This window comes from Streptomyces sp. NPDC006610, assembly GCF_040611575.1.
Taxonomy (GTDB): domain Bacteria; phylum Actinomycetota; class Actinomycetes; order Streptomycetales; family Streptomycetaceae; genus Streptomyces.
This window is the reverse complement of the sequence record NZ_JBEXOP010000023.1, coordinates 48841-71883: the sequence shown is the minus strand read 5'-3', so window position 1 is coordinate 71883 and position 23043 is coordinate 48841. Positions and strand designations below refer to the sequence as shown.

22 protein-coding genes are annotated in these 23043 nt (G+C 70.5%); 16 read left to right on the top strand and 6 right to left on the bottom strand.

Going from position 1 to position 23043, the window contains the following annotated elements; genetic code table 11:
• The first annotated feature begins 267 nt into the window (after positions 1-267).
• Positions 268-1131 carry a menaquinone biosynthesis protein gene (locus ABZY13_RS19805; RefSeq protein ID WP_356632398.1) on the top strand — a complete coding sequence of 288 codons (864 nt, stop codon included), beginning with the start codon at positions 268-270 and terminating at the stop codon, positions 1129-1131.
• Between the two features lie 203 nt (positions 1132-1334).
• Here ABZY13_RS19805 and ABZY13_RS19800 read toward each other — a convergent pair whose 3' ends face one another.
• Complete coding sequence (locus ABZY13_RS19800) at positions 1335-5894, bottom strand: FtsK/SpoIIIE domain-containing protein (protein WP_356632396.1); 4560 nt, start codon at positions 5892-5894, stop codon at positions 1335-1337.
• A 627-nt stretch (positions 5895-6521) separates the two neighbouring features.
• On the opposite strand from ABZY13_RS19800, the gene ABZY13_RS19795 reads away from it, so the two are divergent.
• From ABZY13_RS19795 to ABZY13_RS19770, 6 genes are all read left to right on the top strand, one after another.
• Positions 6522-6827, top strand: a complete 306-nt coding sequence (locus ABZY13_RS19795) for a WXG100 family type VII secretion target (protein WP_356632394.1) — start codon at positions 6522-6524, stop codon at positions 6825-6827.
• A gap of 99 nt (positions 6828-6926) precedes the next feature.
• Positions 6927-7238, top strand: coding sequence for a hypothetical protein (locus ABZY13_RS19790; RefSeq protein ID WP_356632392.1), 312 nt, complete (start codon positions 6927-6929; stop codon positions 7236-7238).
• A gap of 3 nt (positions 7239-7241) precedes the next feature.
• Positions 7242-8552, top strand: coding sequence for a putative T7SS-secreted protein (locus ABZY13_RS19785; RefSeq protein WP_356632390.1), 1311 nt, complete (start codon positions 7242-7244; stop codon positions 8550-8552).
• Between the two features lie 13 nt (positions 8553-8565).
• On the top strand, positions 8566-9138 hold the full coding sequence (locus ABZY13_RS19780; protein ID WP_356632389.1) for a hypothetical protein: 573 nt from the start codon (positions 8566-8568) through the stop codon (positions 9136-9138).
• Positions 9135-9833, top strand: coding sequence for a hypothetical protein (locus ABZY13_RS19775; protein ID WP_356632387.1), 699 nt, complete (start codon positions 9135-9137; stop codon positions 9831-9833). The genes ABZY13_RS19780 and ABZY13_RS19775 overlap by 4 nt, the downstream gene beginning before the upstream one ends.
• Positions 9830-10384: a hypothetical protein gene (locus tag ABZY13_RS19770; protein WP_356632385.1), complete on the top strand. Its 555-nt coding sequence runs from the start codon at positions 9830-9832 to the stop codon at positions 10382-10384. The genes ABZY13_RS19775 and ABZY13_RS19770 overlap by 4 nt, the downstream gene beginning before the upstream one ends.
• 490 nt (positions 10385-10874) lie before the next feature.
• Here the strand turns inward: ABZY13_RS19770 and ABZY13_RS19765 are convergent, their stop codons facing one another.
• Positions 10875-11891, bottom strand: coding sequence for a hypothetical protein (locus ABZY13_RS19765; RefSeq protein ID WP_356632383.1), 1017 nt, complete (start codon positions 11889-11891; stop codon positions 10875-10877).
• Between the two features lie 451 nt (positions 11892-12342).
• Here ABZY13_RS19765 and ABZY13_RS19760 point away from each other — a divergent pair, with 451 nt between their 5' ends.
• From ABZY13_RS19760 to ABZY13_RS19720, 9 genes are all read left to right on the top strand, one after another.
• Entirely contained in the window at positions 12343-13086 is a 744-nt protein-coding gene (locus ABZY13_RS19760) for a hypothetical protein (protein WP_356632381.1), read from the top strand.
• 18 nt (positions 13087-13104) lie between these two features.
• On the top strand, positions 13105-13959 hold the full coding sequence (locus ABZY13_RS19755) for a hypothetical protein (RefSeq protein ID WP_356632379.1): 855 nt from the start codon (positions 13105-13107) through the stop codon (positions 13957-13959).
• Positions 13956-15263: an ATPase, T2SS/T4P/T4SS family gene (locus tag ABZY13_RS19750; RefSeq protein ID WP_356632377.1), complete on the top strand. Its 1308-nt coding sequence runs from the start codon at positions 13956-13958 to the stop codon at positions 15261-15263. The genes ABZY13_RS19755 and ABZY13_RS19750 overlap by 4 nt, the downstream gene beginning before the upstream one ends.
• Positions 15264-15268: 5 nt before the next feature.
• Positions 15269-16249: a type II secretion system F family protein gene (locus tag ABZY13_RS19745; RefSeq protein WP_356632505.1), complete on the top strand. Its 981-nt coding sequence runs from the start codon at positions 15269-15271 to the stop codon at positions 16247-16249.
• An 11-nt stretch (positions 16250-16260) separates the two neighbouring features.
• Positions 16261-17169: a type II secretion system F family protein gene (locus tag ABZY13_RS19740; protein WP_356632375.1), complete on the top strand. Its 909-nt coding sequence runs from the start codon at positions 16261-16263 to the stop codon at positions 17167-17169.
• A 101-nt stretch (positions 17170-17270) separates the two neighbouring features.
• A complete protein-coding gene (locus ABZY13_RS19735) occupies positions 17271-17522 on the top strand; it encodes a hypothetical protein (protein ID WP_129799371.1) in 252 nt (83 codons plus the stop codon).
• 148 nt (positions 17523-17670) lie between these two features.
• Entirely contained in the window at positions 17671-18051 is a 381-nt protein-coding gene (locus ABZY13_RS19730; RefSeq protein WP_356632503.1) for a TadE family protein, read from the top strand.
• Positions 18052-18486, top strand: a complete 435-nt coding sequence (locus tag ABZY13_RS19725; RefSeq protein ID WP_356632372.1) for a TadE/TadG family type IV pilus assembly protein — start codon at positions 18052-18054, stop codon at positions 18484-18486.
• A complete protein-coding gene (locus ABZY13_RS19720; RefSeq protein ID WP_356632370.1) occupies positions 18483-18935 on the top strand; it encodes a pilus assembly protein TadG-related protein in 453 nt (150 codons plus the stop codon). Before ABZY13_RS19725 ends, ABZY13_RS19720 begins: the two co-directional genes overlap by 4 nt.
• Before the next feature lie 94 nt (positions 18936-19029).
• Here ABZY13_RS19720 and ABZY13_RS19715 read toward each other — a convergent pair whose 3' ends face one another.
• The 4 genes from ABZY13_RS19715 to ABZY13_RS19700 form a co-directional block, all read right to left on the bottom strand.
• Complete coding sequence (locus ABZY13_RS19715; RefSeq protein WP_356632368.1) at positions 19030-19356, bottom strand: hypothetical protein; 327 nt, start codon at positions 19354-19356, stop codon at positions 19030-19032.
• Positions 19357-19701: 345 nt separating this feature from the next.
• Positions 19702-20091 (bottom strand): hypothetical protein, encoded by a 390-nt coding sequence (locus tag ABZY13_RS19710; RefSeq protein ID WP_356632366.1) that lies wholly within the window; start codon positions 20089-20091, stop codon positions 19702-19704.
• 172 nt (positions 20092-20263) lie between these two features.
• Positions 20264-20785 carry a hypothetical protein gene (locus tag ABZY13_RS19705; RefSeq protein WP_356632501.1) on the bottom strand — a complete coding sequence of 174 codons (522 nt, stop codon included), beginning with the start codon at positions 20783-20785 and terminating at the stop codon, positions 20264-20266.
• Between the two features lie 589 nt (positions 20786-21374).
• Positions 21375-22937, bottom strand: a complete 1563-nt coding sequence (locus ABZY13_RS19700) for a putative T7SS-secreted protein (protein ID WP_356632364.1) — start codon at positions 22935-22937, stop codon at positions 21375-21377.
• Positions 22938-23043: the final 106 nt, after the last annotated feature.

The following is a 23043-nucleotide window of genomic DNA, read 5'->3' as shown; positions in this document are numbered from 1 at the left end:
TTGCCCTGCTCCAGAACCAGCAAGTGTGAAGATTTGAGTTCTGCACAACTGCGTATGTCTGAGAACGACGAGAGCCCGCGGTCACATGCTCCGCAGGCTCTGTACTGCAAGGGAAACCAAACTGCAACTTGCGAACGAGCCTAGCACGCGCCCGGCCGAATGCAATAGGGGCCAAGATCACGTCACCCGAATGTTTGAACCGCCGGAAGGTGGGCCCCCGGCGGGCCCGGGAGCGGTGGCGCGGGACCCAGGGGCTAGTCTCGCGATGTGGACATTTCTCGCACCCGGCCGCGCGTCGGCCACATCCAGTTCCTGAACTGCCTGCCCCTGTACTGGGGGCTCGCGAGAACCGGTACGCTCCTCGACTTCGAGCTGACGAAGGACACCCCGGAGAAGCTCAGCGAGCAGCTGGTGCGGGGAGACCTCGACATCGGCCCGATCACCCTGGTCGAGTTCCTCAAGAACGCCGACGAGCTGGTCGCCTTCCCCGACATCGCCGTCGGCTGCGACGGCCCGGTGATGTCCTGCGTGATCGTCTCCCAGGTCCCCCTGGACCGGCTCGACGGCGCCCGCGTCGCCCTCGGCTCCACCTCTCGAACCTCCGTCCGACTGGCGCAGCTGCTGCTGGCGGAGCGGTTCGGCGTGACGCCCGACTACTACACGTGCCCGCCCGACCTCAGCGTGATGATGCAGGAGGCGGAGGCGGCCGTGCTGATCGGCGACGCGGCGCTGCGGGCCAACCTCCACGACGGCCCGCGCTTCGGCCTCCAGGTCCACGACCTGGGTGAGCTGTGGAAGGAGTGGACCGGCCTGCCGTTCGTCTTCGCCGTCTGGGCGGCCCGCCGGGACTACCTGGAACGCGAGCCGGTCATCACCCGCAAGGTCCACGAGGCCTTCCTGGCCTCCCGCAACCTCTCTCTGGAAGAGGTCGCCAAGGTCGCCGAACAGGCGGCCCGCTGGGAGGCCTTCGACGAGCAGGTCCTGGAGCGCTACTTCACCACCCTCGACTTCCGCTTCGGCGAGCCGCAGCTGGCGGCGGTGGCGGAGTTCGCGCGGAGGGTGGGGCCGACGACGGGGTTCGCGGGGGATGTGCGGGTGGAGTTGCTGGACGTGGAGGGCGGCGGGGCGTAGGGGACCGGGGCGTAGGCGACCGGAACGTAGGGGACCGGGGCGCAGGCGACCGGGGCGTAGGGCGACCACGGCGACGATTCCGCCCCGCCCTCCCGGCACCGCCGCCGCAGGCTTTCCGCGGCGACGGCCCTTCCCCGTCCTCCACGCTCCCCCTTCACGCTTCCCGCCACGCTCCCCGCCCCGCCGCCGGCGCAGGCGCCCGCTCACATCGGCGTCGTCACCGTGATGTGCTCCCCGCTGCCCAGGTGCAGCATGCCCTTGCCGGGGGCGATCGGGCCGCCGACCATGCTGCGGGTCGTGCGGATGCCGATCAGCTCGCCCGCTGAGCTGTCCTGCGGGGAGAGCAGGATGCCGCGGCGGGCCTTCTTCGTGTCGACCTGCCAGCCGGAGAAGCCGTCGCAGATCTCCTCCTCGTCACCGGCGATCACCAGCGCGAGCCCCTCCTCGACGCCGCTCTGCAGGATCCGCTTGAAGACGTCCTCCGCGTCGCAGTCGTCCAGCACCTCGGCGTCGTCCACGAGCACGGCGATCGGCTGCTCCCGCGTGGCCGGCCCCACGGCCTCCTCCAGCTCGTCCTCGTCGACGTCCCGGCCGGTGAAGACCCGCAGCACCCCCTCCCGGCCCTCCAGTTCGCGAAGCGGCGACTGCCGGGGCGCGGCGACGACCAGCCGTACCCCCTGGGCGAGATAGGAGCGGGCGAAGTTCATCAGCACCGTGCTGCGGCCCGACTTGGCGGGCCCGCCGATGACGAACGCCGGCACACCCTCGGCCAGGTCCGGTCCGAACGCGGTCAGTTCGTCGCCGCCCACGCCGACCAGCGCCCACAGCGGGGAGCCGGTCGTCTGCGGGTCGCGCATGGCGTAGGCGTCGGCGAAGGAGATCCGGCTGGGCAGCACGTCCACCCGGAACGGCCGGCGCGAGCGCGGCACGTCCGCGTCCCGGGCGGTCGCCGCGTCCCCGATCGCCATCAGCGCGGCGGCCTGGCCCTGACCGGTGGTGTCCTCCGACAGCAGCGCGAACTGCGTCTCCGTCGCCGTCTCGTTGCGGAAGGCGCGGCCCGGCGGGATCTCCTCGGGAACCTTGCGGGAGTTGATGTCCAGCATCGAGAAGTCGCCGCGGTCCGCGAGCCGCAGACCGTACTTGTCCTCGGTCAGGGCGGAGATCCGGCCCGCGAGCACCTGACGGTCGCCGGTGATCACCACGTGCAGGCCGACGCTCGCGCCCTCCCGCATCATCGTCATCAACTGGTCGGTCAGGTCCCCGTGGTCGTACTCGCCGAGCGTGGGCAGCCAGCCTTCCCAGCGGTCCAGCAGCAGCACGATGTGCGGCAGCCGCTCCTCCTCCGGCACGGCCGCCCGCTGCTCGCCGATGTCGGCGAAGCCCTTCTCCGCCAGCAGGTCCTGCCGGCGGGTGAGTTCGCCGGAGAGCCGGGTGAAGAGGCGTACGACGCGCTCGAGCTGGTTGCGGCCGACCACCGCGCCGCAGTGCGGCAGGCGGGTCAGCGCGTTCAGGGCGCCGTTGCCGCAGTCGATGCCGTACAGGTGCACGTCGGCGCAGGAGTTGGTGCGCGCCAGTGAACCGGCGATGGTGCGCAGCAGCTGCGAGCGGCCGGTGCGCGGGGCGCCGCCGACGAGGAGGTGCCCGAAGGTCGCGAAGTCCACGGCGACCGGACGGCGGGCCTGGTCGGCGGGCAGGTCCTCGACACCGTACGGCGCCGCGGGCAGCGCGCCCTGCGCGGGCACGGCCGGGATGTCGTCCAGCAGCAGCGTCTCCTCCAGGGCCGGCAGCCAGGGGGAGTGCTGGGCGGGGATGCCGAGCGCGCCGTTGGCCTCGCGCACGGCGTCCACCAGCACCTTCAGGTCGGTGATCTCCTCCTCCTCGCGCGCCTGCGACTTCGGCTTGCGCAGGGTGGCCCGGCCCAGGTCCTGCCAGGCCAGCTCGCCCGCCCACGGCTCCAGCGTCCTCGGATCGGCGGCCCCGGGCCGCCGCCCGCCGACGCGTCCGGACTGGAACGGGATCAGCGAGGCGTGCCCGAGGCGCACATACGCGCGGCCGGGCGTGCTCTTGGAGATGTGACCGGCGTCGGGCGCGTCGATGACGTCGGTGGACTCGCCGGCGTCGGTCACGCGCAGCGCGATGCGCAGGTTGGTGTTGGCCCGGATCTCCGGGGAGACGACGCCGCTCGGGCGCTGCGTGGCGAGCAGCAGGTGGATGCCGAGGGAACGGCCCCGCTGGGCGATGTTGACCAGGCCGGTGACGAAGTCCGGCAGGTCGCGGACCATCGACGCGAACTCGTCGATGACGATGAGGAGCCGGGGGACCGGCTGGTGGGACGGGTCCCGGCGCACCAGGTCCCGGTAGTCCTCGATGTCCTTGGCGTCGGCCGCCGCCAGGATGTGCTCGCGTCGCTTCAGCTCCGCGCCGAGCGATTCCAGCGCCCGCTCCACGAGGTGCGCGTCGAGGTCGGTGACCATGCCGACGGTGTGCGGCAGTTCGACACAGTCCTTGAACGCCGAGCCGCCCTTGTAGTCGACGAGCACGAAGGTCATGTTCTCCGGCGTGTTCGCCACGGCCAGCGCCGCCACGATCGTCTGCAGCAGCTCCGACTTGCCGGAACCGGTGGTACCGGCGATCAGACCGTGGGGCCCGTCCTTGCGCAGGTCGATGCCGAACGGGCCGTCGTACGACTCGCCGATCACGGCCGTCGTCGACTGGCCGCCCATCCGCCACCGCGCGGCGATCGCGTCGCCGGTCGGCGGCTCCAGCTGGAGCACGTCCAGCAGCCGGCTGGAGGCGGGCAGCGCGGAGTCCTCGGTCTCGCCGCTGATGTCCCGCAGCGGCGACAGCGACCGCGACAGACGGGCGCACCAGGCGGGGGAGACGAAGTCGGGCCGTACGTCCCCGATCCGGCGGGCGCCGCTCTGCTCGACGCGCAGCCGCAGCTCGGACGCCTCGTCCTGATTCCCGCCGGGCTGCTGGGCGGTCTGGTGCCAGGCGTGGAAGGAGGGGAAGCCGCCGGGCGGAGCGGCGGGCTGAGGGACGGCGGCGGACGCGGCGGTGGCGTCGTCCCTGCGCAGCGGTTCGGCCACGACGACGGCCTGGCACTCGCCGGGCAGGAACCGCTCCTCCTCGTCCAGGCAGATCGCGTACATGCTCACGGCCGGCCCCTCCCGCAGCAGCCGTACGACGCCGGGCATGGACCGCAGCCGCCGCGAGCCGTCCCACACGACCACGATGTCCGGGTCGGAGAAGGCCGGGCCGCCGTCACCGCGCCCCGACTCCTTCAGCGCCTTCTGCCGGGCGTCCAGCAACTGGGTCAGCTCGCCGACGCGGGCGCCGACGGTCTCGGAGTCCGTGCCGATCAGCAGGTTGACGTCCTGGCCGCTGGAGGGGCGGGCGTGCGGCAGCCAGCGCACCCAGTCCCAGCGGCCGTGCGCGTCGTTCTCGGTGAGCACGTAGAACTGCACGTCCATCGGGCTGTGCAGCACCGCCGTCTGCGCCACGGCCCAACGCCCCAGCGCCTGCGCCGAGTCGCCGCGCCCGGCGAGGCCGATCACGCCGAGGTCCTTCAGCGGCAGGGCGACGGGAGCATCCTCGATGTGCCAGGTGACCTCGCGCTTGTGGTCGTCCTGCTCCGGGTCGTCGAGCACGACCTCGGAGGGTATGCGGCCGGTGCCGACCCGCAGGAGGAGGTGGTCGGCGTCGGTGCGGCGGCGCTCCCACAGGCGGGTGCGGGGGCCGGTGCCGAAGGTGAGGACGGCGGCCGGGTCGGGGATGGCCTGCCGACGGTCGGTGCGCTCGGTGACCAGGGACTCCTCGGCGTCCCTCTCGATCCGCGCCTTGGTCTCCTTGTACTCCTTCATCTGCTTGGCGTGCGACTTGCGGCCGTGCTTCTTGTCCAGGAAGTAGTTGCCGAACAGCATGATCGGGCTCAGCACGGCCATGATCAGGAAGTACCAGCGATTGAAGATCATCACCGCGATGACGGCGCCGACCAGCGGGAACAGCGCCATCAGCCAGGGCAGCGGGCGCGCCTCGAACTCACCGGGCGGCGACGGCAGCCGGAACCGCGTCTGCCGCTCGGCGGGCCGCAGCCGCGGGGGCCGGTTGTAGTCGAGGCCGATGCCGTCCTCCGACCACTTCAGCGCGGCGTTCGGCGGGGTGTACGCGACGATCTCCAGCAGGCTGTTCCCCACGGCGAGCTGGGCGCCGAGCGGCCACGCGTCCCCGTCGAGGGCCTCCCCGTCGAGCCGGGCGTCCTCCTTGCCCTCGCCGTGCACGACGACCTGGCAGGTCCCGTCGATCGCGATGGACAAGGTGGCCGCACGACCGTCCAGTTCGGGATCGTCGACGCGGATCTGCGCGGCGGCCCCGCTGCCGATGTCGTACCGGCCGACCCCGAGCCGGTGCACGGCCCCCGCGCCGGGCCCGCCCACGACCCGGAACTCGACCACGCCGGTGGGTTCCCCGAGCAGACACCCGGCCGGGTCGTACAGACTGACGACGGCGCCCTCGCGCAACGGCGAACCGCCGATGGTGGAGTCCGGATCGAGGAGATACCCGTCGACGAAGGCCTGCGGCGCATCACCCGAGCCGGCCGTGCGCTGCCCCCCGAGGGGAATGATCCGCGCCCCGTCGCCCAGCCCCACCTGCCGCGCCAGCTCCCGGGTGATGTCACCCATCGGCGACTCCGGATCGGCGTCGAGCACCACGTCGGCGGTGGCCCCACCGATCGGATCGACGACGGTCAGACTCAGACGCACGTCCGTCCTCCTCACTGCCTCCGTACCGGCTCCGCACCGACTCCCGCCGGCCCCGAGGCCGCCCCCGCAACGGAAGCGACCTTAGTGGTCGGGGGTTTGCTTTGGGCAATGGGAGGTGGGGGCGACGGAGTGGAGGGCGCGGTCATGGCGGTGCCGGCGGTGGCGGGCGACGCGATGGGCGATGTTCGGGGTAGGGCGAGGGAAGGGGGGACATCGGGTGCCGGGGGGACGGCAAGTCCCCGACGTCCGTGCAGCGATCAGGCGATCGGCGGTCACCGCTCGACGGTGCCATTGCCCCGGGCCCGAGCCGAGGCCCGAGTCTCCGTGGACTCCGACTGTGCGTCTGCCTGGACCAACTCCCAGGACTGGCCCGGCAAGGGGCGGACCGGCCTGAGCAGGCCGACGCGGTCACTCCGAACGGGCCGCGCACACCGTGACGTTGCACTCGGGCCCCGAACGCGTCCGCGTTCACGATCCACCCCCACGACGCCCCTGGGATCCCATCCCGCCCGCCCGTAAGATCTTTGCTCACGCGGACGCCCGCAACTGCTCGGGTCTCCACAGCGTCCACTGCGACGTAGCCACGGGGGTCCGCCCTGCGGCTGTCGGAAACGGGAGGGAGCCGTCATGGCCAAGAAAGACGCGGATATCACTTATGCCGAGATGGACAAGGAAGCGGGCAAGCTTCTGAAGGACATGCACCGGCTGCACGGCGAGCTGGACACCATCGACGACCGCATCAAGCAGCTCGTCGAGAACGGCTACACCACCCAGAAGGGATCCGCCGCCTTCGAGGAGTCGTTCAAGGACTTCACCAAGGGCGCCAAGAAGGCCATGGAGGGCCTGGAGGGCATGTCCGAGTTCCTGAAGAAGGCCAAGCAGGCCTACGAGGACCTGGACGAGCAGCTCGCGAAGAGCGCAAAGGGTTCGTGACGTCGCCGGCCGCCGCACCGGGCGGGCGTGGCGGGGCACGTGGGATGTCCGCCACGCCCGCGCCCGGTGGGCCCTTTGTGAGGCAGGAAGTCTGAACGGGTGGCAGACAGGACTCGGTACGACCTCGATCTGATCAAGGAGTGCTCGAACTCGCTCTACCGGATCCACCGGGAGTTCGAGGAGAACGGCAACCCCGCCGACGAGTACGGCGACGCCCTCGGCAGCGACGAACTGCGGGACGTCTTCGACGACTTCTCCCAGACGTGGAAGAAGAACCGCAAGAAGCTCATGGAGGACATCGAGAACCTCGCCAAGTACACGGCCAATGCGGCCAAGGCGTACGAGGACATCGACCACGAGCTCGCGAACGCGCTCCGGGAAGCCAAGAAGAACGGCAAGAAGGAGAAGTAGCCAGTGACAGCCCGTCCCAAGGACTGGTCACCGATGTACGACTCCGATCCGGTCCCCGGTGACCCGTACGAGGTGGCGCGGCTCGGCAAGAAGCTGCGCGGCATGGCCGACGAGATCGACAAGCAGGCGCGGAACATCAAGGCGCTGGCGTCCGTGGACGGTTGGGACAGCGACGCGGGCCGCGCCTTCCACGAGATCGCGGGCGACACGGCCGGTCGGCTGAAGAAGGCGTACGACCGCTACGACGAGGCCGCCACCGCGCTCGGCACCAAGGTCGTCGAGGGCGACGGCCGGTCCGACGAGTACGCCGGCGAACTGCACCGGGCGCAGCGCATGGCCGACAAGGCCCTGGAGGAGTTCCGCGCGGCCGAGTCCGACCACAAGGCGGCGCTGAAGGCGCTGGAGCCGTTCGAGGGCACCGTGCCGTCCCGCGAGGACCACACCGAGCGCACCAAGCAGGGCAAGAAGCGGGACGACGCCGCGCTCCTCATGGCCAAGGCGCGCCGGAAGATCGAACAGGCGAAGGAGATCCGCGACGACGCGGCGAGCCGGGCGGCCAAGAAGATCAAGAACGTGATCCACCACGACGGCGTCCGGGATCCCGGCGGCATCATGAACTTCATCGCGGACCACGCGGACTGGTTCTCCGCCGCCGCCACGGTGCTGGCGGTCGCGGCGCTGGTCGCGGCGGTGGTCCTGTCCGGCGGCACACTGGCCTTCGTGCTGGTGCTCGCGGCGTCCGCGCTGAGCGCCACCGCCCTCACGGGTCGCCTCTACGACGTCTTCGCACGCGGCGGCAAACTCGACCTGCTGAAGATCGGCCTGGACGTGCTGGGCATCATCCCCGGCCTCGGCGCGCTCAAGGGGCTCACCGCGGCGGCCAAGGGCTCCCGTTTCCTCACGGCGAAGAACGCCGTCTGGGCCGGCTTCACCAACGGATTCGCCGTGAAGAACTTCAACAAGGGTGTCGTCTTGGCCTCCAAGTACCTGACGAGCAAGGGCATCACCAGGATCAAGCTCCCGGCGAACGGGTTCGACCCCGAACTGGTCACCCGCTACATCAAGGGCGCGTCCCTGGTCAATGCGGGTGTGCAGGGTGTGCTCCGGGTGAAGAACAGGATGGACGGCATCGAGGACTCGCCCAGCGGCGGCGGCTCCCCGACGGTCGTCCCGAGGCCCAGGCCCACCCCCGACCTGACACCTGCCCCGTCCGGCGTCCCGACCCCGCCGTCCCCCTCACCGCAGCCGGCTCCGAGTCCCAGCCCCACACCGTCGTCCGCGTCGTTCCACGCCGCTCTGGCGCCCGCCGCGTAGGAAAGAGGAAACCATGGGCGACTACCAAGCGCTCGAGTTCGGCCGTTTCGTCGACGACCAGGGAACGGTCCACAACATGGTCCCCTCGTCCGTCATCGCGGCGGTGCCGGAGGCGAGAGCGGCCGCGGAGAAGTACGGGCGCGAGGTCCGCTTCGACTTCCTCGACGACAGGGCCGTGCACTGGCTGCTGTTCCAGCGCCGGGAGGACACGGAGCAGGGCAGCTTGATCGGCTGTCTGCTAGCGGTGCCGCTGTTGGTCTTCGGAGTCGGCGCCTGGCCCTTCTGGGATCTGGTCGCATCCCAGAAGTCGCGCCAGTTCCAGATCGGCTTCGTCGTCGTGGACGCCCTGATCGTCTGCGGCCTGATCATCGGCGCCTACCTGGCCCGCAGGCGCACCCTGCTCGACCCCGTCGTCCGCAACGTGCGCTGCCGGGCGCGTCTGTACCGCAAGATCGTCGGCATCGCCCGCAAGGGCGGCGCGGACATCCCGCGCCTGTACCCGTACTACGGCATGTACGCGACCTCCCGGAAATTCTTCCCGGAGGCGCCCGACCGCCCCGTCCCCGAACAGGAACAGTCCCCGTGACGACCGAGACCGAACTGCCGGCGCTGATACCCACCGGTCCCGCGCCGGCCGCGCTGCACGCGGACGACATACAAGTGCGCTGGGTGATGCCGGAGAACTTCCACGACCTCCCCCTCTACGTGCAGGACGACGACGAGGCCGTACGACTGCTGGGTGAGCTCGTGGAGAAGGCGCTGCCCGGCGCGGGAGAGGAGGCGCAGACGGCGCTCGCGGTCACCTGTGCTCTCGGCATCGACGACCTGCTGGAAGCAGGCGCCCAGTACGCGGCCCTCTGCGTGGCGGCGATGGACGGGACACCGTGCACCGCGACGGTGTTCGCGTCCCTCGTGGACAGCCCGCAGGCGAACGACGTCCAGGGCGCGGCGAAGGCCATCGCCGCCGGCCTGAACCGCCTCGGTACCGGGGAGACCTCGCGGATCGAACTGTCGTGCGGATGGGCCGTCTCGTACGTCGGCACCCGGGACGCCAAGCTGCTGGGCGAGCTCACCGAGTCCGGCGAAAGCCTCCTTTTCGAGACCTCGTTCATACGGGTCTACGTCCCGCTCCCGAACGGCACCACCTTGGTCATGGAGATGTCGACGCCCACCCTCCCCGCCTGGGACACGTTCTCCACGATGTTCGGCAACATCGTCAGCAGCATCCGCCTGTACGGCGCCGACGGCGCACCGCTCATTACTTCCCTGTCGGGGGCGTGACCGCCACCGTGCCCGAAACCCCGCCCTCCGACTACCGCCTCCTCGTCCCCCGCGACTGGTTCCGCGTCGACCTCACACGGGAGCGCTGGCGCGGACAGCTGAAGACCTTCGTGGACAAGGAGTTCACCGGCAGCGGCATGCCCGCCGAGGTGGCCCGCAGCACGTGGGTCGCCCTGCGCAACACCGCCGAGAACGGACTCATCCGCGGCGCCCTGGAGTTCTTCCTCCGTTCGGAGTCACCCGGCGGCTCGGCGCTGCCGGCGTCCCTGCTGATCTCCTGGCCGCCAACGCCCCGCGGCCTCGCGCCCACGCCGGAGGAGTTCGCCGAGACGCTGGCCCGGCGCCGGGGTCCGGAGACCGAGGTGGGCCTCGTCGACCTGCCCGCCGGCCGCACGGTCCGCGCCCGCACCGGGACGACGCTCGACTTCCACGTCCGTATGCCGGGTGACGTGGGTTATCTGCACCTGGCCTGCTCGATGCCGCTGAGCGGAACGGACAGCGCCATGGGCGAGCTGTGCGACGCGATGGCGCACTCGCTGCGCTGGATATGAGACACGAGGGCGACTAGCAGGCGACGCAGCAGAACTGCAAGAAGGGGGCCGCAGCGTACGTCCGGTGACCGGCCTCCGGGCGTCCCCGCGCGATGACCACGGCCGGCCTCCTCGCGTTGGGCGCCGGCCACGTCGTACGCGGACGACGGCCAGGGCGTTGATCAGTCAGGCACCGGGACCGTACCCACCCCCGACTCGGGCGCCGACTCCGCCAACGGCACCATCGGCGCCCACATCCGCATCAGCCGGAGCCGCCCGGGCCCGGGCGGCGGAGCCACCGCCACATCCTCGGGCGGGTGTGCCATTCCCCGCCGTGCGCCCAGAAGCCGACGGTGGCGAGGTCACGGCTGCGCCCCGCCGCACCGTGCGTCGTTCGGGTGATTCCCAGATGCGGCAGCGCTGACTTGAAGGGGCCAACCGCGGACAACGTTCGCTCTTCCCCGCTCGGCACCGGCGCGACGAGGCCCCCGCCCGACGCCACCCGCCGCGCTCACTCCTCCAGCAACTTGCGCAGCGCCGGCGACAGTTCCGGCACCCGCGCACCCGCCGCCTGTGCCGCCGCGACCTGTCGGACGTAGGCCAGGGCCTCCTGCCTCAAGCGCTCCTTCTCCGCGCCCTGTCGGCTGCCCGAGACCCAGACCGAGATGGCGAGGGGCACGAGGAGTACGGGGGCGAGATAGCCGACGGGTGCGTCGGAGGTCGCCGCCCACAACGCGCCGCCTCCGCCCGCCGCGATCAGCAGACACCCCGCTTCGTCGTGCCAGCCGCCCTCGTCCGCCATCGCCTCGTACGACGCGACGGTCGCCGGCTTCGGGGGGACGGACACCGGCGTCGCGGGGTCGGCGGACACCGGCGTCGCGGGGTCGGCGGACACCGGCGTCGCGGGGTCGGCGGACACCGGCGTCGCGGGGTCGGCGGACACCGGCGTCGTCGGGGCCGTGCTCGGCTGCGCCTGCGAGGGCTGCCCGGGGGCCGCCTGCTCGGCTACCGGCTCGACCTTCGGATACGACGGTATGGGCGCCGCCCCCTTCCCGGTCCCGTCGGGCGACCTGCCCTCCAGCCAGTACGGCACGTGGGTCAGGGGCAGGCCGTGTGCCCGCGCCAGTCCCAGCAGTTGGCGGTACCCGGCGAGCCACGGATGCAGCAGCTCCCGCTTCCAGCGAACGCGCATCGCCGTCAGGGTCGCCACGGCCAGCACGAGCCACACGCCCGCTGGGCCGAACGCCAACGCCGGGCGGTCGGAGAGTGCGGGGACGAGCGGAGCGGACATCGGCCAGAGCACGGTCAGCGCCATGGCCAGTGCGCCGATCCAGGCGAGCGGGCCGCGCTGCCTTGCCGCCAACGCACGGCGGCGCTCTGCCAGGAGGGCGGAAACCGCCGCGTCGTCCAGATAGTCGGCCCCGACTCGGGTCCCCAGTGCGCGCGCCGTCTCCAGGACACGGGCGTCGGATGCCAGCGTCGCGCCGTTGATGGGCAGCAGTTCCACCTGGTTGCCGGTGTGAGTCACCGCACTGTCCCCGCTTCCCGACGTCTCTTCCTGATCGTGAGGATCCAAGATCATGGCATGGCGATTGCCGGACCTCGTGAGTCGATCGTGGAGGACCGATGGTCGGCGCGTGAGGAATCCGGCCGTTCGCTCCCGTACATGGACCCGCCTCTTGCGGTGGCTCCCGTAAAGAGGGGGAGACGCGGCACAGTTGTCCTCCGACGGATGGTGACGAGGTGATGTGCGTTGCGCCGGACGCGCCTTGAGGGCCTTATGCACGGCTGATACGGTGCCATGGCTTGACACTCGCCTCGGCGCTGGCTACTCGTCCCGGCGCGTCGCGGCGCCGACGTTTGCGCGGCGCATGACGCATGCGGACGTTTCCGCGTGCATGCGAGGGCCCCTGGGAGCGAAGTGTCCGGACTCATCGGCGAACTGGCAGAATGATCTTGGGTGTACGGGGAGCGGCTGCGTGAAGATCCAAGAGCGTACGGGGGCGGGCGCCGGGCGTTCCGCGGCACCGGCTCAGCCGTCGGTCGGTGACCGGCTTCCCACGCCTCCTCGCGAGCGCAAACCCGCGCTGGCCGCACTCGCGGTGCTGCTGATCCTGGTCGGCGCGCTCGGCGCCACGATGCTCGTGCTCCAGGCCGGCAACCGGATCGAGGTCATCAAGGTGACCGCGGAGTCGATCCCGGCCGGCGAGTCCGTCGAGGACGGCGACGTCACCTCCGTGATGGTGGCCGAGGACGACACCATCAACTACGTCCGCTGGGAGCAGCTGGACGCCCTCAAGAAGCTCAAGGCCAAGTCGACGATCCATCAGGGCACCGTCCTCGTCGGCAACATGTTCACCGAAGGCGACTCGGTCCCCGCCGGCAAGGCCGCCGTCGGCCTCGCCCTCAAGGAGGGCCAGTACCCCAAGGACCTCGAGTCCGGCCACACCGTCGCCGCCTACCGCGTCGGCAGCACCGCGTCGGGCAGCGGCTCGGACTCCGACGGCGACGCGTCCGACGCCGGCAGCGGCGGCAGTGGGGCCGGTGGCGTCCTCGTCGACAGCGCCGAGGTCCGCAGCGTCGGCACGCAGAGCGACTCCACCGTGTCCACCGGCACCCTCGTCGTGAACCTCGTCGTCGACCAGGCCGACGCCGCCGCCCTCGCCCAGGCCGCGGCCGCCGGCGAGGTCGCCATCGTGCACATCCCCGGCAACGGCAACTAGAAAGCGGGCACCACACCCATGGCGCTCATCGCTCTCGCCGCCGACAAGGGTTCCCCCGGCGTCACCACCGCGGCCGTCGCCCTCGCGGCGGTCTGGCCGCGGCGCGTTCTGCTGGCCGAGACCGATCCGGCCGGCGGGGACCTGGTGTACCGCTCCGCCGCGGCGCACGGCGGGCCGCTCAACCCGAACACCGGGATGCTGTCCATCGCCGCCACCGCGCGCCGGGGGCTGGTGCCCGACCAACTGTGGGACCACGTACAGCCCTTGAGCGGCGGGCTCGAGGTGCTCGTCGGCCTCGGCATCGCCGAACAGGCCGCCGGGCTCACCGGGCTGTGGCCCACCCTGGGGCGCGCCTTCGCCTCGCTCGCCGACTCCCCGCACGCGCCCGCCGACGTCATCGCCGACTGCGGACGCATCAGCGGGGACACGCCCGCGCTGGAGCTGTTCCCGCACGCCGCGCTGGTGCTGCTGATCTCCCGCACCGAGCCCGAGGCCCTCGCCCGGGTACGGGACCGGGCCGCCGCCCTCTCCGCCAAGCTGCACGGCGGCCCGCGCGGCGCCGCGAGCCTCGCCACGCCGCTGATCGGCGTCGTCCTGATCGCCGACCCGGGCACCGCAGGCAAGCTCGCCGGGCAGGTCAACGACATGCTCGTGCACGCCCAGACGGGCGCGCGCGTCGTCGGCACCATCGCCGACGACCCCGCCGGCGCCGACCAGTTGGCCGGGCGCAAGCGCGGACGGCTCGACAAGTCCCTGCTGATCCGCTCCGCCCGCAAGGTCACCGCCGACCTGTACCAGCAGTACGGCGCCGCCTGGTCCGTGCCCGCCCAGGGTCAGGGCCAGGCCGGCGGCCACGCGGGAGCCGGGCGATGACCGCTGTCGACCACCAGCTGGTCAAGCGGTTCCGGCAGGAGGCCGGCGACCGCATCGCCGAGCAGCGCCGCCTCGACCAGGTCAACGGCGTCACGCCGATGTCCAACGAGGACGAACGGCACTACGCCCGCGCCGTCATCGCCCAGATCCTGGAGGACTACGCCCGCGCCGAGATCAACGCGGGCCGGACCCCCCTCGACGCGGAGACCGAGGAACAGTACGCGGCGGCCGTGCACGCGGCCCTGTTCGGCGTGGGCCGGCTCCAGCCGCTGCTGGACGATCCGCAGGTCGAGAACATCGACATCAACGGCTGCGACCAGGTCTTCGTCGGCTACGCGGACGGCCGCGAGGTGCGCGGGGAACCGGTCGCGGAGACCGACGAGGAGCTGATCGAGCTGATCCAGGTCCTCGGCGCCTACTCCGGACTCTCCTCCCGGCCCTTCGACTCCGCCAACCCCCAGCTCGACCTGCGCCTCCCGGACGGGTCCCGGCTCTCGGCCGTCATGGACGTCGCCCGGCGCCCCGCCCTGTCCATCCGCCGCGCCCGCATGGGCAAGGTCTTCATCTCCGACCTCGTCGGCAACGGCACCCTCACCCCGGAGGTCGGCCACTTCCTCGCCTGCGCGGTCCGCGCCCGCAAGAACATCATGATCGCCGGCGCCACCAACGCCGGGAAGACGACCCTGCTGCGCGCCCTCGCCAACGAGATCCCGCCCCACGAGCGGCTCATCACCGTGGAACGCGCGCTGGAGCTGGGGCTCGACCAGTTCCCCGAACTCCATCCGAACGTCGTCGCGTTCGAGGAGCGGCTGCCCAACTCCGAGGGGCAGGGCGCGATCGGCATGGCCGAGCTGGTGCGCCGTTCGCTGCGCATGAACCCCTCCCGCGTCATCGTCGGCGAGGTCCTGGGCGACGAGATCGTCACCATGCTCAACGCCATGTCGCAGGGCAACGACGGCTCGCTGTCCACGATCCACGCCAACAGCTCCAGCGAGGTCTTCAACCGCATCTCCACCTACGCGCTGCAGGCCTCCGAGCGACTGCCCATCGAGGCCAGCCAGATGCTGATAGCGGGCGCGGTCAACTTCGTCGTGTTCATCCAGCGGCGCAACGACTACCAGAGCGGCGGCCGGCTCCAGCGCATGGTCACCTCCGTCCGGGAGGTCAACGGCGTGGACGGCCGCGTGCTGTCCAGCGAGGTGTTCGCCGAACTGCCCGACGGGCGGGTGGTGCCGCACGCGCCGATCGCCTGCGTGGAGGAACTGATCGCGCACGGCTACCGGCCCACCGGGACCTGGGGATGACGACCATGAAACTCGCCGCTCTCGACTCGCTCGGCTCCATGGGCGGACTGTTCTCCACGACCGTGCTGTACGCCCTCGCCTGCGGCGTCGCCGTGGGCGGCGGACTCGCGCTGCTGCTGGTCGCCGTACGCGGACTGCCCGCCAGGCCGGACCACGAGAGGCAGAGGGCCGGTGAGCGGGCGGGTGAACTGCTCCGCTTCGCCGGCCGGCGCGGCTCCCTGGCCGCCCTGATCGGCCTCGCCGTCCTGCTGCTCACCCGCTGGGCCGTGGCCGGCATCGCGGCCGGCGTGCTCGTCTTCTTCTGGGACCGTCTCTTCGGCGGCGCCGCCGAGGAGCGCGCCGCCATGCGCCGCGTCGAGGCCCTCGCCTCCTGGACCGAATCGCTGCGCGACACCATCGCCGGCGCCGTCGGCCTGGAACAGGCGATCCCCGCCTCCGCCCGTGCCGCCGCGCCCGTCCTGCGGCCCCATCTCGACGCCCTGGTCGACCGGTTGCGCGCCCGCACCCCGCTGCCCGAGGCGCTCCAGGCGCTCGCCGACGAGATCGACGACGCCTCGGCCGACATCATCGTCGCCGCGCTCATCCTCAACGCCCGCCTGCGCGGCCCCGGTCTGCGCCAGGTCCTCGGCGCGCTCGCCAAGTCGGCGCGCGAGGAGGTCGACATGCGTCAGCGCGTGATGGCGCAGCGCGCCTCGACCCGCCGCTCGGTGCAGATCGTCGTGGGCGTCTCCATCGCCTTCGTCCTCGGACTGTCCGTCTTCAACCGGGAGTTCGTGGAGCCGTACGGCAGTCCGGTCGGCCAGCTCGTCCTGGCCTGTGTGTGCGGGCTGTTCGGGCTCGGCTTCTGGTGGCTGCGCAAGCTGTCGACCATCGAGACGCCGGAGCGGTTCCTGGTGCGCGACGACGCGGCGGTGCAGTTCGTACGGCCGCGGACGCCCGCCGCGCCGGTTCAGACGCTTCCGTCGGACGAGGGGGCACGACGGTGAACGACCTGACGATGCCGATCGTAGTCGGCGCGGTCCTCGGTCTGGGCGTGTACGCCCTCGTCCGCGCGCTGATCCCGACCAGACGCAGCCCGCTCGCGCAGGTCGCCCGGATCGACGCGATGCGGGCGCGCGGGACCGCGTACGAGTCGGCCCGGACGGTGCAGGACACCGGCCGGTTCGGCGCGCTGCGTGCCCAGGTGGGGCGGCGGGTCGCGGAGTTCTACCTCCAGCAGGGCTGGGAGCAGCGGTCGTTGCGGGCGGACCTCGCGGTGCTGGAGCGCAGCTGGGAGAAGTTCCTGGCGACGAAGGCGCTGCTGGCGGTGACGGGCCTGTTCTTCGGGCCGTTCCTCTTCGCCGTCGTCTGGACGCTGGGCGTCGGCCGCAGCCCGATCGTCCCGGTGTGGCTGGCGCTGCTGTGCGCGGGCGTCTTCTTCGTCCTGCCCGACCTGGAGGTACGGCGGGACGCGGCCGCCAAGCGGCGTGACCTGCGGCGCGTGATCGGCGCCTACCTCGACCTGGTGTCGATGAGCCTGGCCGGCGGCCGGGGCCTGCCCGAGGCCCTGATGGCGGCGGCGGAGGTCTCCGACGGCTGGGCGACGCGGCGCATCCGCAACGCCCTCGCCGACGCCCGGATCACCGGCCTCAGCCAGTGGCAGGCGCTGGGGCAGCTCGGCGAGGAGCTGGGTGTGGAGGAGCTGAAGGACCTGTCGGCGTCGCTGGCCCTGGTCGCCGACGACGGCGCCAAGGTCCGCGAGTCCCTCGCCTCCCGCGCGGAGACCATGCGCCACCGCGAACTGGCCGAGATCGAGGGCAGCGCGGGCGAGAAGTCGCAGTCCATGCTCGTGGCGCAGCTGCTGCTGTGCGCGGGGTTCCTGGTGTTCCTGATCTTTCCGGCGGCGATGCGCGTGTTCCAGGTGTGAGTCCGGACCGCTTGCCCGGACGGGGCGAACCGATAGCCGATCTTCTGACTTCCTCGACTTCCCGGCCTTCTGAGCTTCTGATCATCGAGAGGACAACCACCATGAACGGACGGAACTTCAGCACCGGCATTCCGGCGATGGACTTCCTGGTCACCTTCCTGCGGGCCCGCGTCGAGCGTGCCCGCTCCGGCGAGCTCGACCGCGGCGCCTCCGCGGTGGAGTGGGTCATCATCTCCGCGGTCGTCGTGGCGATCGTCGGCGTCGTGGCCGCCATCATCAACGCCGCGCTGAGCGAGGGCGCCAACAAGGTCGGCGACTGCATCAAGGGCGCGGACGCGGGCAAGACCTGCTGATCGCTCGTACGCGGGCGGGTGCGGGTGACCGGGGCACGGGGGTTGACGGAGTGACGGTGTGAGGGGGTCGATGGTGGGCGTGAGCGCATGGGTGCGCCGCCGGGCGAGAGCCGCGCGCGAGGGCGTGGCCGCCCGCGGCGACTCCGGCATGACCGCGATCGAGTTCGTGCTGCTGACCCCCGTACTGTTCTTCATGATCTTCGCGACGGTTCAGTTCGCGCTGTACTTCTTCGCCGACCACGTCGCCCAGGCGGCGGCGCAGGCGGGCGCGCGCAAGGCCCGCGCGACGGCCGACGAGCAGCCGGGCGGCTGGCGGGGCGAGGCGCGGGGCGTGGTGGACAGCTACATCGACCAGCTCGGCCCGCAGCTGGTGCTGTCGCCGACCGTGACGATGCTCCAGCCGGAGCCGAACACGGTGGGCGTGGAGATCACCGCGCGGGTCCCGACGGTGTTCCCGGGCCTGGACCTGACGGTGCACGCGCGGTCGGCGGGCCCGGTGGAACGCTTCGTGCCGGAGGGCGAGGACTAGATGAACCTCTCCCCGCCGCGGCGCTCTCGGCCGGCGCACGACGAGACCGACCGGGGCCTGTCCACGGTCGAGGTCGTGATCCTCGCGCCGGTGATGATCCTCTTCATCCTGGTCCTGGTGGCGTTCGGCCAGCTGGTCGACGGCCGCGGCGCCCTCGACGGCGCCGCCCGGGACGCGGCGCGCGCCGGCTCGATCCAGAAGGACCACGCCACGGCGATGGCGGAGGCCCGCAAGGCCGCCGAGGCCAACCTGGAGGACGTCTGCTCGGGACCGGTGTCGGTACGGCAGACCAGCGCCGGTTTCGCGCCCGACACCATCTTCACGATCGAGGTCAGCTGCGAGGTGCGCGGCCTGGCCATGCTGGGTTTGGACATCCCGACGACCCTGACGTCGAGTTTCAGCTCTCCGCTGGACCCGTTCCGGAGGTCGGCGTGAACGCGCGCTGGTGGGCCGTCCGCCGCAGGGCACTGGACGACTCCGGCTCGGGCGCCGGCGCGGTGATCATCTTCGCGCTGGTCTTCCTCACCCTCTCCGCCTTCGTGATCGACGGCGGCCTGTCCATCTCCAAGCGGGAACGCGCGGCGGACATCGCCGAACAGGCGGCGCGCTACGCGGCCCAGGACATCGACCGCGAGGCCCTCTACGACAACGAGGGCGGCCCCGCGCCGATCAACTACGAGAACTGCGACGCCCGCGTGAAGGCGTTCGCCCGCGAGATGAACATGACCGGCGCCGACATCGCGGCGAGCCGGTGCGTGACGGCGACCGCGGAAGTGGTCGAGGTGGACATCCAGTTGACGTACTCACCGGTGTTCACGGGGTTGTTCTACGGCGGGGACGTGGTGGTGCACGGGCAGGCCGTGGCGGAGAACGAGGTGGGGTGAGCGGCGCTGCCGACCGGGCCCGGCGAAGCTCCTTCGCCGCTCGGCGGAAGCGTCGTGGCCGTCTGTTCCGAGGAGTTGCGGACTGTCCCGGCGACTACTTGCCGCCGCCCTTCTCCTGCGTCTTCACCCCGTCCTTGGCCTTCTTGGCGAGGTCCAGGTCCAGCTTCTTGAACTCGCGGACGACCGCGTCGGACATGTCGGCGAGGGCGTCGAGCTGCTGGGTGATGTCCTCGCGGCCGTCCTCCCAGTTGGACTCGAAGTCGCCGAGTGCCTCGTTGACGCTGCCGTGGGCGATGTCGTCCCGGTACGACTCGAAGAGCTTCTTGGTGTGGTCCAGCCGGGTCTTGATGGACCGCAGCTTGCCGCCGTAGCCCTCCAGTTCGCTCAGCGGAAGCGCGAGGTCGCTCTTGCCCTTGCCCATGTGTCAGCTCCTCAGCACGCCGAAGGGTCACGGACGGGTTCAGCGTACGGGCTGACGGGACGTGGTGGGCCGTGACCGGCGCGCGGTGTGACGCGTTGATCACACCCTTCAGGAAGGAGAGCTGATGGTCGGCTCGTCACATGAGGGTCTGCACCGGGGCAGCCAGAAGGACCCGGCGGGATTCACCCGGACCCTTCAGCGTGTGCTGCACGTTCCGATCCCCGAGCCGCGGGATTCGCGGTGCTCAACGCGGACCTCACGGAGACGTCCGGCCGGTAGGCCGGGCGGAGAGGTAGATGTTCGTCACCTGGCCGGCTTCGGACTCCGCGCCGACCGGGTGACTTGTCACTGGAGGATCCCCAGCTCCTTCGAAATGTCGATGAGTCGGGAGGCGGGTACAGCGGGTGCCGTGTATTTCATGCTTCTGACGTGTGCGAGAAATTCGTTCGACAGGGAAACGTGATACATGGCGACGTAGTAATGCAAGTCTTCTCGCCAGATCCATAGGCCATCTGTGCGCAGGGAACCAACGCCTGTCATGTCTGGAGCGTCCGGATCGAGGACATCCGGCCCTGCGCTGGTCTCGCTCCAGAGACCAGTACCATTAATGAGGTACGAGATGATCCTTTTTTCGTCGGGCTCCCCCTCACTTTTGACGGCGTTCCTGATCGATCCGTCCGTCAGGAGATGCCAGCCCGGCGAGAGTTCGAGGAAGAATCCGACGGTTCGGATCACTGTAAACCCCCTTGGGGTGGTCGGCATGAGTGTGCGGTGTGTCATCGCGGCAAGTTGCGTGCCGGCTGTGCGGTCGCTGGAATCGGCAGCCCGCTCGTTGGCGGTGCTGGGGAGAGGATTCGATGATGCCGGTCCACTACTTCTTCAGGCACGAGGTCGCCCTGCTGGTACGTCAGACGAAGCGGAAGGTGCCGGTCACCGCGTCGAAGATGTCGTGGAAGGCCTCGGCCAGGTCGAGCACCGGACTGGCTCCGGAGACGAGGACGACCTTGTCGGTGGTTCCGGGGACGGGGATGTACGTCTGCATCAGGACCATGCGGAGGGTGCGGCTGTCGCCGTGGGCGACGGGCACGTCCTCCACGCCGTAGGTCCGGGCGGCGGGGCCGACCTCGGGAATCTCGACAGTCGTGACCTTGCGCCAGGCGTCGCCCTCCCGGCGGGGTGTGATCGTCCGGAGGTTCTCGGCGATGGCCCGGGGGTCGGTGGACAGGGTGACGCCCTGCTTGTTCTCGGCGCCGAGGACGGAGACCGTGACGGTGGCGGAGAGGGGCACGCCGTCGAAGTTCTCGGCCATGCAGCCGAGGTAGACGGCGCCGGAGTCGTGGGCCTCCTTGGCCATCTTGCGGAGCATGGCGGTCAAGTCGGCGCGGTAGGGCGACAGTTCCGGCGTCTCGCGGATCCGCTCGTCGACCAGTGCGCGAATGGTGGTGTCCCGGCCTTCCGGGCGGATGTCGAACTCCCACCAGGAGTCCGGTACCGCCAGCGAGACCCCGACTGGCACCCCCGCTCCGACATGAGCCATAGGGCGACTTTCAGTCACCTGATGTCAACTCCTCAATTCCAATATCGGTCGGCTAGGAGGAGGTAGGCCTGGTAAAGATCTGTCGCCGTTCGACGGAGAGTCGACTCAATTCCTCCGTGGAAATCTTGGGCACTGAGTAGTCGTGCTCGCGGATGAAAGCGAGAAAATCGGCGGGAAGGGTGATGTGGTATCGGCTGAAGTAATAGCGTAGATCCTCTCGCCACAACCAAACGCCATCAGTCCTCAAAGAGTCGGCACCGATGATCATTTCTTCTCCTCCGAGTGCGTCTCGACGTGCTCCCATGGCGGAGAACAATTCGTGACCCGATGCCAGGTAGGTTGTGATGCGCTGACTGTCCGGCAGAGGGTGCTCAGACGTCGATCGGGTCAGTTCCACGGCTGAGTCATTTTGAAGGTGTGCAGGCAGGAATTCGCGCTGAATTGCGAGTCGTAGAGTCATTGTGTCACTCCGTGGATGACGTCAGTCGGTGAGGGGGAGGAAAGTCCGCCAGTAGCCGTCGTTCGCGATCTCTGGAACCTGTGGCTCGCTGATTGTTCGGTCTGTTCCAACTGTATCTGTTGGCGCCTTGACAGGTACTCCCAGGTTGTTGGCCACGTGCTGGGCTATGGGAACGTCGTCGACTCCCTCGGCGATGCTGCCCGAGTGGCAGGAAATGAGCCGAACTGGTCCGCCGTCGTACGCGGGATTTCCGCGGACGGCGTCGGCCAGGTGTGACGGATGGAGTTCTGATGCGAACTCTGTCCCGTAGTGATTCACGCGACCGGGGACGGCCATTCCTTCATCGGCGCCGTGAACGATCACGTCGTGATATCCGGTCTCCGGCTTGACCTTGGCGAAGTTCGCCAGTGTGCGTTCGTCGTACCCGATGGCAGTCGAATGGTTACCGTGGTATACGGCGTCGCCTGATATGAGCTCGGCGTCGGGTTTGCGTGCGGGTGGGGCCGGGATTCTGGAGTCGACGCTCTGCAAAGCCTTCCAGAATCTGGCCTTCCCCATCATCGCCGTGCTGCGCAGATTCCGGGCGTAACTGAGGAGACCGCTGGTGATGCCGTGCTGGAAGGCTGCCCCCAGGCCTTTCATTCCTCCCGCCTTCCACAACATCCCCAGCTTCGCCAGGCTGGTGATGCCCTTCGTCGCGGGTATGCAGTCCAACGCCGCCCACAGCAGGTCTCCCCATCCCGCCGTCCCGTTGAGCACTTTTCGTATCGTGTCCGCCAGGACGATCAGGGCCGCCGCGAAGACCAGCCAGCCCAGGGGGCCGCCGACGATCATCACGATGATGCCGAGAATGGCCACGACCCATTTGCAGACGGTGACGATCTCGTCCCAGTGGTCGGAGACCCAGTCGCCGATCTCCTCCCACCAGTGCCGGTTGGGGATGCCGGCGTCGGACGCCTCCCGGAGTTCGGTGACCGTGCGGCGCGCCGCCTCCTCTCGCAGTCCTGCCGCCTGGGCGGCGAGCTTCTTGGCCGCGTCGAGGGCGTTCCGGGCCGACTCGACGTCTCGCTGGGCCGCCGCCCGGCGGGCCTCGGCGTGCTGGGCGTTGCGGGTGGCGCGGCGGACCTCGGCCTCGTCGGGCTCGGGGACGTCCCTGCCGCCGTCGGGCTTCGCGGTGGCCGCGCGCACCCAGTCCTCGGCGCCCGCGAGCGACGACTGCGCGGCGTTCAGCTCGTCGCGGGCCTTGCGGCCGTCACGCAGGGCCCGGTCCGCCTTCTCCTGGGCCGTCTGCAAGTCGGGCCAGAAGGAGGCGAGAGCGTCGCCGGCCAAGTCGTAGGACTTCCTCAGCTTGCGCAGCTTCTTCGGGGCGTCGCCGAACTGTTCGGCGAACACCTTCGCCGTCTTGCCCGCCCAGGTGAGGATTTCCTCCTCCTTGGCCAGGCCCTTGAGGTCGCGCAGCGCCTCGCCCACGTCGTCGGCGAAGTCGTGCAGGGCGCGCGCCAGTTGGCGGATGCGGTCCGGGTCGCCGGGTGTCGGGTCCTTGTCCAGGTCGAGTACGTGCCAGTCCGTCGGCCTGGGGGACACCGTCCTCAACTCCCGTCACGTCCGTCAGCGCCTGCCCTGCAACGGCGTCGAGACTAATCGAGGTCTCCAGCCGTGGCGGGGTGCCGAGTCGTCGAAGATCCCAGGA

What these genes read in the sequence shown, in the direction of transcription:
- ABZY13_RS19725 (WP_356632372.1), top strand. Translation starts at nt 18,052, where the DNA reads ATGAACCTCTCCCCGCCGCGGCGCTCTCGGCCGGCGCACGACGAGACC.
- ABZY13_RS19715 (WP_356632368.1), bottom strand. Translation starts at nt 19,356, where the DNA reads ATGGGCAAGGGCAAGAGCGACCTCGCGCTTCCGCTGAGCGAACTGGAG.
- ABZY13_RS19740 (WP_356632375.1), top strand. Translation starts at nt 16,261, where the DNA reads ATGCCGATCGTAGTCGGCGCGGTCCTCGGTCTGGGCGTGTACGCCCTC.
- ABZY13_RS19795 (WP_356632394.1), top strand. Translation starts at nt 6,522, where the DNA reads ATGGCCAAGAAAGACGCGGATATCACTTATGCCGAGATGGACAAGGAA.
- ABZY13_RS19780 (WP_356632389.1), top strand. Translation starts at nt 8,566, where the DNA reads ATGGGCGACTACCAAGCGCTCGAGTTCGGCCGTTTCGTCGACGACCAG.
- ABZY13_RS19735 (WP_129799371.1), top strand. Translation starts at nt 17,271, where the DNA reads ATGAACGGACGGAACTTCAGCACCGGCATTCCGGCGATGGACTTCCTG.
- ABZY13_RS19750 (WP_356632377.1), top strand. Translation starts at nt 13,956, where the DNA reads ATGACCGCTGTCGACCACCAGCTGGTCAAGCGGTTCCGGCAGGAGGCC.
- ABZY13_RS19730 (WP_356632503.1), top strand. Translation starts at nt 17,671, where the DNA reads ATGACCGCGATCGAGTTCGTGCTGCTGACCCCCGTACTGTTCTTCATG.
- ABZY13_RS19755 (WP_356632379.1), top strand. Translation starts at nt 13,105, where the DNA reads ATGGCGCTCATCGCTCTCGCCGCCGACAAGGGTTCCCCCGGCGTCACC.
- ABZY13_RS19745 (WP_356632505.1), top strand. Translation starts at nt 15,269, where the DNA reads ATGAAACTCGCCGCTCTCGACTCGCTCGGCTCCATGGGCGGACTGTTC.